The sequence below is a fragment of the Bacillus paramycoides genome (assembly GCF_001884235.1).
GTDB classification, from domain to species: domain Bacteria; phylum Bacillota; class Bacilli; order Bacillales; family Bacillaceae_G; genus Bacillus_A; species Bacillus_A paramycoides.
Window position 1 is genome coordinate 1 of record NZ_MAOI01000053.1, and the last position, 10,747, is coordinate 10,747.

11 protein-coding genes and 4 pseudogenes are annotated in these 10,747 nt (G+C 32.7%); 10 read left to right on the forward strand and 5 right to left on the reverse strand.

What is annotated here, in order from left to right; translation table 11 throughout:
* On the reverse strand, positions 1 to 201 hold a 201-nt coding region (locus BAU28_RS08310; protein ID WP_208610963.1), incomplete at its 3' end, for a hypothetical protein.
* A gap of 573 nt (positions 202 to 774) precedes the next feature.
* Between BAU28_RS08310 and BAU28_RS08315 the strand changes: the two genes are divergently transcribed.
* Both BAU28_RS08315 and BAU28_RS29105 read left to right on the forward strand, forming a co-directional pair.
* The gene (locus BAU28_RS08315; RefSeq protein WP_071718311.1) at positions 775 to 1,191 is read left to right on the forward strand and encodes a hypothetical protein; all 417 of its coding nucleotides are present in this window, start codon (positions 775 to 777) and stop codon (positions 1,189 to 1,191) included.
* 702 nt (positions 1,192 to 1,893) lie between these two features.
* Positions 1,894 to 2,070 (forward strand): annotated as a pseudogene (locus tag BAU28_RS29105) (zinc ribbon domain-containing protein); the annotation flags it as partial.
* A gap of 143 nt (positions 2,071 to 2,213) precedes the next feature.
* On the opposite strand, the gene BAU28_RS08325 reads toward BAU28_RS29105, so the two are convergent.
* The gene (locus BAU28_RS08325) at positions 2,214 to 3,593 is read right to left on the reverse strand and encodes an aldehyde dehydrogenase (protein ID WP_071718312.1); all 1,380 of its coding nucleotides are present in this window, start codon (positions 3,591 to 3,593) and stop codon (positions 2,214 to 2,216) included.
* A 315-nt stretch (positions 3,594 to 3,908) separates the two neighbouring features.
* On the opposite strand from BAU28_RS08325, the pseudogene BAU28_RS30885 reads away from it, so the two are divergent.
* The 6 genes and pseudogenes from BAU28_RS30885 to BAU28_RS08350 form a co-directional block, all read left to right on the forward strand.
* Positions 3,909 to 4,133 (forward strand): annotated as a pseudogene (locus BAU28_RS30885) (IS4 family transposase); the annotation flags it as partial.
* Between the two features lie 3 nt (positions 4,134 to 4,136).
* Positions 4,137 to 4,411 (forward strand): annotated as a pseudogene (locus BAU28_RS31555) (IS4 family transposase); the annotation flags it as partial.
* Between the two features lie 101 nt (positions 4,412 to 4,512).
* Positions 4,513 to 4,761 carry a polymorphic toxin type 8 domain-containing protein gene (locus BAU28_RS31300; protein WP_275887067.1) on the forward strand — a complete coding sequence of 83 codons (249 nt, stop codon included), beginning with the start codon at positions 4,513 to 4,515 and terminating at the stop codon, positions 4,759 to 4,761.
* 448 nt (positions 4,762 to 5,209) lie between these two features.
* Positions 5,210 to 5,491, forward strand: a complete 282-nt coding sequence (locus BAU28_RS08340; RefSeq protein ID WP_071718313.1) for a hypothetical protein — start codon at positions 5,210 to 5,212, stop codon at positions 5,489 to 5,491.
* 77 nt (positions 5,492 to 5,568) lie between these two features.
* The gene (locus tag BAU28_RS08345; protein WP_071718314.1) at positions 5,569 to 5,766 is read left to right on the forward strand and encodes a hypothetical protein; all 198 of its coding nucleotides are present in this window, start codon (positions 5,569 to 5,571) and stop codon (positions 5,764 to 5,766) included.
* 15 nt (positions 5,767 to 5,781) lie between these two features.
* Positions 5,782 to 6,033: pseudogene (locus BAU28_RS08350) on the forward strand (hypothetical protein); the annotation flags it as partial.
* Between the two features lie 547 nt (positions 6,034 to 6,580).
* Here the strand turns inward: BAU28_RS08350 and BAU28_RS08355 are convergent.
* From BAU28_RS08355 to BAU28_RS08370, 3 genes are all read right to left on the reverse strand, one after another.
* Positions 6,581 to 6,985, reverse strand: a complete 405-nt coding sequence (locus BAU28_RS08355) for a hypothetical protein (protein WP_071718315.1) — start codon at positions 6,983 to 6,985, stop codon at positions 6,581 to 6,583.
* A gap of 480 nt (positions 6,986 to 7,465) precedes the next feature.
* A complete protein-coding gene (locus tag BAU28_RS08360; RefSeq protein ID WP_048374833.1) occupies positions 7,466 to 7,681 on the reverse strand; it encodes a spore germination protein in 216 nt (71 codons plus the stop codon).
* 788 nt (positions 7,682 to 8,469) lie between these two features.
* Positions 8,470 to 8,880, reverse strand: a complete 411-nt coding sequence (locus BAU28_RS08370) for a hypothetical protein (RefSeq protein WP_025151167.1) — start codon at positions 8,878 to 8,880, stop codon at positions 8,470 to 8,472.
* Positions 8,881 to 9,181: 301 nt separating this feature from the next.
* On the opposite strand from BAU28_RS08370, the gene BAU28_RS08375 reads away from it, so the two are divergent.
* Both BAU28_RS08375 and BAU28_RS08380 read left to right on the forward strand, forming a co-directional pair.
* Complete coding sequence (locus tag BAU28_RS08375; protein ID WP_025151166.1) at positions 9,182 to 9,424, forward strand: hypothetical protein; 243 nt, start codon at positions 9,182 to 9,184, stop codon at positions 9,422 to 9,424.
* Positions 9,425 to 9,519: 95 nt separating this feature from the next.
* Entirely contained in the window at positions 9,520 to 10,056 is a 537-nt protein-coding gene (locus tag BAU28_RS08380; RefSeq protein ID WP_071718317.1) for a hypothetical protein, read from the forward strand.
* Positions 10,057 to 10,747: the final 691 nt, after the last annotated feature.

The window sequence follows — 10,747 nt, forward strand, 5'->3', positions numbered from 1 at the left end:
GAAACCGCCCATACTCATTCCAGGGAAACCACCCATACTCATTCCAGGGAAACCACCCATACCCATTCCAGGGAAACCACCCATACCCATTCCAGGGAAACCGCCCATACCCATTCCAGGGAAACCGCCCATACCCATTCCAGGGGAACCGCCCATACCCATTCCAGGGAAGCCTATAATACGGTGAGAATCGAATGTCATGTTGTCACCTACTTTTTATAAATATTTCATATTCTTTTACATGATATGCTTAAAGAAAATAAAGGAGCTTATTCTTCTTTATAATTAGGCAGACTAACTACTGATAACGGTGATTATGTGAACGAATATTCTCTTCAGAAGATTTGAAGTAACTCTTCTATGCTTCTAGATAGATTGACTTCCGCTAAGTGGTGTTATGTTAAATGTAATTATATAGAAAATATGTATTGTACATCATACATTGATGTACTTTATTTTGATTTTTTTTTACAAAGTTTGTATACATTTTACGTTTTCAAACGTTAATTATATAGAAGGGAGAGTCAGATGAATCATGGTACATTTGTTCAGGCTGATAATGCTTTCATTTGAACGAATTTTCCTTTTTCATACTGATCACACACCTTTTTCTAGAGTAGTAATATCAGTATGTCCAAGTTTTATAGGTTTTTTGCACCAGAACCCACAACTTTTATTTTTAAATAAAAATCCACACTTAACTAGACTCATATACGAACACCATCCTTTCTAGACGAGCATAAGATGTACCAACGAACGAAAGGGGGTAATATTATGGGTTTTGGTTTTGGTGGAGGTTTTTGTGGAGGTTGTGATTTCAATAGATGTGATGATCGGAGAGATCATCACAGAGATCATCACAGAAAAGAAGAAAATAAAAGACAGGAGAATGAAAATCCAGAATTATTACAATTCTTAAGAACATTAACTCCTGGTACTTGTATTGTTATTCAATTTGATTCTCAACGACCTACAAGTGCAACATTTCAAGGTTTTCAAGGAAACAACGTAATTATTCTATCTGACTTTGATTGTTTCCCGGGATTAGCACGTATTGCGATTAACAAAATTAACGTAATCTCTATAAACTCACCTGATTGTGATCGTTTCTGTTGCAAACGTCGTAGACATTGCAGAGAATGTGATGAGCATAAACATGAACGCGAACATGATCGTAGAGATGATTTTTAAAAATTAATTAATAGAAAAATCTTTCTTTTAATTTATAAGCCAATTTGCAAGAAAAACACCTATTAAAAAATAGGTGTTTTTCTTTTCTAAATTTTACTTAACTTATATGAAAGAAATTAATGGATTGGTTAGATTTCCTTCCTCTATCAAATGCCCAATTAACTAATTTATAAAAAAAAATTATTAATTTCAGCAATTGTACAAGCCATTTTTTATTACTTACATAGATTAACAATGAGATGATAATCATCTTACCATACCCCAAAACCCTAAATTACCCGTTCGGAAACTATCTTTAAAAGATAGAAAAAAGGGCAGTTTTTTAACTGTCCTTTTTTTATTATTTGCAAATATATATATTAAAAATCAAATACATCTTACTAATAAATCCATATATTATATAGAGCTCCAACACACTACTAAAAAACACTCCACTAACAAAAAAAGGCCTTATTTTCTATCTGTTAAGAATTTAATTTCCTTTTATATTTATAAATAGATATAATTCTTTCCTTATAATCGAGACTACGCTTTTTATTCCACGTTTCCATGACCATGAAAATCCCTCTCATCTTCAAAGAACTTTTGCAACATGAGAGTTAGGACTCAGCAATTCAACATGCGGCATCACCATAATTCCTTTTTAACATTGATGTAAAAACAAGTATGAAGAGCACGTTTTAAAAAAAGATTGATTAAAACTTACTCTTTAAAACATTTGCTCCTAGTCAATTATATTTCAATTGCGAATACAAAAACACAGACGTTAAAAATATAACAATTCGTGAGTGGGATTGCCCTTCTTGTGGCGCACATCACGATAGAGATCGAAATGCAGCAATCCGTCTTCTAACCGTAGGAACTACGGGGATAGCCTAATCAATTAGAAAGCGTTAGGTTTCCGTACTTAGGAATCCCCTGTAGATTTAAAACAAAGTCGCACCGTTTTGAAAAAAGTGTAACCATTTATAAAAAAGATTAACCGAAATAATCTAATCAACATTAATGTTTAACAAATCGTATTACTTAAAAATCTTTCGCAAAATTTTAATTTTGTTCCTATACGGTGGAAATACAAACCCTAAATCTATCCTTGAGCTTTTCTTTAAAATGCTTTTACGATGTGTAAAAGCATCAAAACTATGTTTCCCATGATAGGCGCCGAATCCTGCATTTCCTACTCCACCAAAAGGTAAGTGGAGATTAGCCATATGCGACATTGTATCGTTGACGCATCCTCCTCCAAAAGAAATTCGTCCTAATACCTGCTTTTCAACATTTTTATTTTCAGTAAACACATACAAAGCTAACGGTTTGGGATGGTTGTTAACCGTATGAATGACTTCATCTAAATCATTGTAATCCATAATTGGTAAAATCGGTCCGAAAATTTCTTCTTTCATAGCTGCATCATCCCATGATTTTACTTCAAGAAGTGTTGGTTCAATATATAAATGGCTTCTAGATGAATTTCCACCAAATACTATATAATTTTTGTCTTGCCCTAATATAGAAGTAAGTCTATCGAATTGTCTCTCATTAACAATTCGACCGTAATCATTGCTTTTAAATACATCTGATCCATAAAAGTTTGTAATTATTTTTTTCATTTTCGAAATCAGTTTTACCTTGACCGATTTGTGTACAATAACATAATCAGGTGCAATACAGGATTGCCCAGCATTTATGAATTTTCCCCAGATAATGCGCTTGGCTGCTATATCGAGGTTAGCAGATTCATCGACAATAGCTGGTCCTTTTCCACCAAGTTCTAATGTTACTGGTACAAGATTTTTCGCCGCAGCTTCCATGACAATTTTTCCAACTTGAACGCTACCAGTAAAAAAGATATGGTCAAATGGTGCATGAATCAATAAAGAAGTTGTTTCCCTGCCTCCTTCAATTACACGAATGTATTGCTTATCAAACGTTTCACTTATTATTTTGTTAATTACAGCTGAAACATTTGGTGCATTTTCTGAAGGCTTGAGAACCACACAATTTCCTGCCGCAATTGCCCCAATGAGAGGTTCAATTAATGATTGGAATGGATAATTAAAAGGTCCAATAATTAGCACGGTACCATATGGCTCTTTTATTATGTAGCTTTTGGATGGGGCAAAATGAATAGGTGTTTTTACTTTTTGAGGTTTCATCCATTGTTTTAGGTATTTCATTATAAAATTGATACTGTTAAATGCGAAACCAACTTCTGCAGCGTATGCTTCAAACTCGCTTTTGTGTAAATCTTGATATAATGCGCTTAGCACTTGATTTTCATATTTTCGAATAGAATTTTTCAACTTTTCTAACTGTTCAAGCCGGAATTGAAGACCTCTTGTATGATCATGATGAAAAAATTGTCTATGTTCTTGAATAAGTTGTTGTATGTTATCAACCATTAGGAAATCCCTCCAATAGCAAGAAAATATTTACATACCATGTCCATCAATTGTAGAGGGCATTTAATCCACATATCCTATTTACTAATGCATCCGTTTGTTGATAAAAGCTACTGTTAAACTAAGGGTGATAATCTTAGAAAATAATTTTAGACTGAAAGGGCGTTTTCTGTGTAGTATAAAATCTTTAAAAATTTCTTCAGTAGATCTGAAGGGATTTTTTGCTTACATAAGTGGGATTATTGGACTATTAATTATTACTAATTATCAGCTTTTGATGAATTAGAATTGTTTTCTAAAGAATTGCAACGATGTATGTCACCTGATGTTTTAGAGCAATTAGCTAGAAATACAGGATTTGTGAAACGAAAAAATAAATACCGCGCACAAGACTTAGTGGCCCTATGTATTTGGTTAAGTCAAAACATAGTTCATACTTCATTGACACAATTATGTAGTTGATTAGAAGCTAACACAGGTATTTCTATGAGCCCAGAAGGACTCAATCACTGCTTTAATTCTCAGGCTGTTCAGTTTTTATAACAACTTTTAGCACATTTACTTCACCAACAATTTTATTCTTCTACTGTGTACAAAATGCGCCACTTACTCCTCAACAAAAAGAAGCGAGAACTAAGTGAATATAAAGCAATCTAAATCATTAAGGATTACTATTTATATTTCAATCTCTACAACAAAATGCCCAAGAACTATTAAAAATCTTCCTTCGTTTGTTCAATCTCTTGCATAAAAATGGGCGAAAGTCTCATCGCAATGAGAAGAAAACAGTCTTTGATATATTTGTAGCCTTGGAATAAAGTTTGATTAAATTAACTTAATAAACCCTGATAAGTATGCGTATAAAGCTTATAAGTCTGGTGCGAGTAGAAAACAAATCTTAATAGCCGGAACCTTAGGTATAGTTGGTGAAGGTAGAGTTAAAGCTGCCAAAGCCGTAGTTAAAAATGCAGGAAGAGCAGGGGGAAGTACCAAATTAAGACAATTAGCAACTGATCAAAAAGTTTCTAGATCTTTACGTGGGTGGATTAAACAAGAGATTAATGAGATGAAGCGTAAAAAGAAAAAACATCTTCGGAATCCACCAGGATACCAATTAGCCCATCGAAGAGGAGAAGAATCAAGGAAAGAAAATTATATCTTATTATAAAAATAACAGGATATTAAATGATTAAAAAAGAACTTAAATTCTTGACAGATAGAAAATAAGTTCTTTTTTTGTTAGTGGAGTGTTTTTTAGTAGTGTGTTGGAGCACTATATAATGTATGTATTTATTAGTAAGGGGTGTTTAATTTTTAAAATAGATATTTACAAATAAGAAAAAAGGACAATTGAAAAACTGTCCTTTTTTCTGTTTTTTAAAGATAGTTACCGAACAGGTAATTTAGGGTTTTGGAGTATAGTAAGATGATTATCATCTCATTGTTAATCTATGTAAGTAATAAAAAATGGCTTGTACAATTGTTGAAATTAGTAATTTTTTTTTTATAAATTAGTTAATTGGATGTTTGATAGAGGAAAAAAGTCTAATCAATTAATTTACTTTTTTCATAAAATATGGTGTAAATAAATTTTTAGGAAAAAGGGGTTATGTTAAATGTCTTTTGAACGTAGATGTGAATGTGATGAATGTAATAGAAACAGAAGAAGAAGAAGAAGAGAATGTGAGGAGGTAAGAGAAGTGGGTAATTTTGAAAGACGAAGAAGATTAGATGGTATACGAGAAGGCGACAAAATTAATGTTTTTTCCGGTGGAGATCAGATTGATGGAACAGGGGTCTTTATTCGTGTAGAGGATGGATTTCTTATTTGGGTTGATGCTGGTGCGAACATTAATGTGACAAGCCTAGATGTTATTAGTGTCCGACGAGTAGTTTAATAGTATTTTAAATAATGTGAATGTGATGAACGTAATGGAAACCGAAGAAAAAAAGAGAATTTGAGGAGGTGAGAGAAGTGGGTAATTTTGGAGGACGAAGAAGATTAGATGGTCTACGAGAAGGCGACAGAATTAATGTGTTTTCCGCTGGAGATCAGATCGATGGAACAGGGGTCTTTATTCGTATAGAGGATGGGTTTCTTATTTGGGTTGATGCCGGTGCGAACATTAATGTGACAAGTCTAGATGTTATTAGTGTCCGACGAGTAGTTTAATAGTATTTTAAATAATGTGAATGTGATGAACGTAATAGAAACCGAAGAGAATGTGAGGAGGTGAGAGAAGTGGGTAATTTTGAAGGACGAAGAAGATTAGATGGTTTACGAGAAGGCGACAGAATTAATGTTTTTTCCGCTGGAGATCAGATCAATGGAACAGGGGTCTTTATTCGTGTAGAGGATGGATTTCTTATTTGGGTTGATGCTGGTGCGAATATTAATGTGACAAGTCTAGATGTTATTAGTGTCCGACGAGTAGTTTAATAGTATTTTAAATAAATACCAGTAAAAGATAAGAGGAGAGGGCTCTTATCTTATTTTTTTTAAGGATTATTATATTAATTATTTTGGGATTGATTATGTTATGTAGATTAAATTAAGTATTTAAATACTTAAAAAAAGGAATTTATATAAAAATAAATTCCTTTAATAAGATAATAGAAAGGTAGGGTACATTATATGTGTAGATTTTTAATTAGGTTTGTACATTTGTACATTTAAATATACGTAGGTAACTTTATGGGTTGGTGGTATAGGATTGATTAATCCTTAATTATAGAATATGAATAATTTGGTAATTGGCTTGTACATTTTGAATAAATGTGCTGTTGTTTTATTTCTTGACATGGGTATTTATTTGGGTCTTTTGGATGCTAACCTTACAATAGTATATGTCCGCTATATGAAATGGTTTGTTATTTATGTTCAGTTGGGTAACATTTAGAAAAGAAAAACACCTATTTTTTTAATAGGTGTTTTTCTTGCAAATTGGCTTATAAATTAAAGGAAAGGTTTTTCTTTTAATAAATTTTTAAAAATCATCTCTACGATCATGTTCGCGTTCATGTTTATGCTCATCACATTCTCTGCAATGTCTACGACGTTTGCAACAGAAACGATCACAATCAGGTGAATTTATAGAGACTACGTTAATTTTTCTAATCGCAATACGTGCTAATCCTGGGAAACAATCAAAGTCAGATAGAATAATTACGTCGTTTCCTTGGAAACCTTGAAATGTTGCACTTGTAGGTGGTTGAGAATCAAATTGAATAACAATGCAAGTGCCGGGAGTTAATGTTCTTAAAAATTGTCGTAACTCAGGATTATGCTCTTCTCTTCGATGATCTTCTTTTCGATGATCTTCTTTTCGATGATCTTCTCTTCGATGATGACATCTATCGAAATCACAACCTCCACCAAAACCAAAACCCATAATATTACCCCCTTTCGTTCGTTAGTACATCTTATGCTCGTCTAGAAAGGATGGTGTGCGTATATGAGTCTAGTTAAGTGTGGATTTTTTATTTAAAGATAAAGGTTGTCTAATATAGCATCTTTTTTTCTTTGTTTATTTCAATATATTCCAGTGTGACTTGTGGTGTACTATGTAACCCTTGTATTTTTCTATTCCACACAGTATGGTAAGTAGTTCAAGCAAACCATTCCCCTAGTTTCCTAGGGGAATGGGTATAATAGCTCGATTTATTTGAGCCTTTATATGATAAGACGTAATCATTATTGTTACAATCTGTAATGTTACCAATTAAAGAGCAGTTAGTAAAAGCTAACTGCTAGGCTTCAAGGAGAGGGTCATAGAGTAAGTACTCACAAAAATGGATTCAAGCTATCGTGGCTTATCTAAAGTAAGGACAGGATTTGGAATTTTATTCAGAAGTGAAAAGGATGAATAATTTTAGGCTGTTCCAACTTGGCTTTGGTCTGCAACATCAGAATCGAATGTGTTTGTTGCACTAACACCGCTAAAGGTATTGGCAATAAAAGCAACATTTGATGCACCTGAACCATTATAAGCTTTTGTATTTTCTTTTGGAGAAACGTTATAAAAATCACCTAAGTTGAAAGAACCGTTACTATTTTGTACAACCAGATTTCCAATAACAGATGGCATTACTTTCACCTACTTTTTTAGGGAGTATTTAAATTGACATATGGTTTATGAGTCTAGATGTTCAACTGGATTTGAAAAATTAAAAATGAAGGTTGTTTGAAAGCCTAATAAAATAATCCTTTTAGAAGAAAGTGAGGTTATTAGTCTTAATGATTAAATTCACAATACTAACTGAACCTGTCGCACATGGCAGACCAAGAGCAACAACTATAAATGAAAAAGTTCATATGTATAATCCAAAGAAATCTAGGGACTTCAAACGATAGGTTAGCGCAGTCGCAGTGAGATTCGCTCCTGAAAGTTTACACAATAAATGTATTTAAAACCTATTTTAGTTATAACGAGAATTGATAATCATACAATGATACAGAAAGGCTTTTCTAACATGTAGTTACCCCTTACATCCCGAAAGGACACCTAATTAAGGTGTCCTTTTTGTTTTTCACCTTCCAGGAAGAACAAGCATATATTAAAATGTAGGACGAGTTCAACCATTTCTATTCTATTTTGATACACAGTTAAAACTCCTTATCAAAAAAAGAGCACCCACTGCCATGGGTGCTCTTTTTTTATTAAATTTATTGTTGTTAATATTTTATGTAGAAGGTGCCAAGAAATACTTTGTAGTTTTATTTCTTGGCATGGGTATTTATTTGGGTCATTTGGATGCCGACCTTACAATAGTATATGTCCGATATATAAAATGGTTTGTTATTTATGTTCAGTTAGGTGTTTTTCTTGCAAGTTGGCTTATAAATTAAAGGAAAGATTTTTCTATTAATTAATTTTTAAAAATCATCTCTACGATCATGTTCGCGTTCATGTTTATGCTCATGCTCATCACATTCTCTGCAATGTCTGCGACGTTTGCAACAGAAACGATCACAATCAGGTGAATTTATAGAGATTACGTTAATTCTATTAACCGCAATACGTGCTAATCCTGGGAAACAATCAAAGTCAGATAAAATAATGACGTTGTTTCCTTGAAAACCTTGGAATGTTGCACTTGTAGGCGGTTGACGATCATATTGAATAACAATACAAGTACCAGGAGTTAATGTTCTTAAGAATTGTAATAATTCTGGATTATTATTCTCATGTCTATGATTTTCTTCTTTTCTGTGATGATCTCTGTGATGATCTCTCCGATCATCACATCTGTCGAAATCACAACCTCCACCAAAACCAAAACCCATAATATTACCCCCTTTCGTTCGTTAGTACATTTTATGCTCGTCTAGAAAGGATGGTGTGCGTATATGAGTCTAGTTAAGTGTGGATTTTTTATTTAATTATGAAATTTGTTTAATAAGGATCTTTTTATTAATCATTCTTTAAACACTACATTCTAATAATGTATTACTAAAAATATTTGCCAACTTGTCTATTTCAATTCTTATGCTTGAACATATTTTATTTTGATAACTAATAATAAGTTAATTTAATAGAATTACATTGTTAGGTGTCAAAATTAGAAGTAAAGGAAGATGATAGAGAATGGATAATAATGAAATTCTAACTCTGTTGCAAGCATTTCAATTGGTTGGGGCGAGAGTTGTATTATTTTTACCATCATTCCACGTAGAAGGCTTTATTACACAAATTGGAACAGATTTCGTTACTCTTCGTAAAGGCGTTGAAGTAGAAAGTAATGCAAATGGTGGGGCTCTTGAAAATCCAAACCAAATTAGTGTTATGATTAGTAGCATTTTAGCGGTAAGTGATGATCGAGGAGCATAATAAATTAAAAAATGTACTGGGTATTATAAATACCCAGTACATTTTTGTATAATGTGTTTACTATATAATACATACTTATTATAGGAGGGGTATAGGTGTGTCAGTTTTGTTTTAATTCTGATAATGGTAAACGTAAATTTAGATTGTTTGATATAAATCCGATTCCTCTTATCGCTCCATTTAAATCAGGAAGGAATTATGATACTTTATTAGAATCAGAAAAATCTTCTGATGTTTTATTAGAATCAGAAAAATCTTCTGATGTTTTATTAGAATCGGAAAAATCTTCTGATGTTTTATTAGAATCAAAAATGTCCTCTAACACCTCTTTAGAATTAAAGGGATCTTCTTCTTATCATTCAGTAGTGAATAGTTCTAGTAATAATTTTGCAGAATTAACAAATGAGATTAGAGAACTTTTATATGCTTATCAGTTGCTTCATTTACGTACTGTATTGTTTTTAGAAGGAATTCATATTAAAGGTTTTATAATGAATGTGAGTCGAAATTTAGTTACTGTTATTGGATCAAATATAGAAGTAGCAAGTAATTCAACTGGTAATATTATAGGTTTTCCGAACAAAATTAATGTTAGACTTGAGTCTATTCAAGCAATTGGTGATGTAGAATAGTTTTCTCGTTAAAATGTAAAAAACAATAGGGCAACGAATGATTTTTAATTATATTATATAGCAAAATTAAATCGAAAATGTATCAAGCATATAATAGCAGTGACATCGGGAAGTGTTAATCTGTACGTTAGAGCTCCCCCTTATATTTTGAGAAGGCGCCTGAATAAGGTGTCTTTTTGTTTACACCCTTTGAGAATGACAAGCATATACTGGAGTGTGGGGGAAGCCACTTTATATATAAGAGCATCCAACAATTGTGGATGCTCTTTTTATTTGCACATAAGGAATTGTTAAACATACTATATTGAAGGGGCTATTCTACCAACTCCTTTTCAGAGGGACATGTATTCCGCAATAGAGCTGTGCCATGTGAAAAGGAAAAGCATTGCTATTTATTTCATACTCATAATCTTTCAAGGGCACTTAAGGATTTTTGTTGAATATATCTTCCATAATCAGGAATAGCTACTCCATCAAAAATAAAGTTGGTTTGTACATAATTTATTTGGAATTGTACAGTCTGTGTAAGTTAAATGTCTCTAGTGAACTACCCACCACTTACCGGTTATCACCGCTTGAAGTGGGGCTTCCTGATTCTACAAGCATTGCCTATCCCTTACGAGATCCGGTCTTACACGCTCTCCACAGGCGTAGATTATACTGTTCGGACAAGACCTTGCCCTACAGTTAT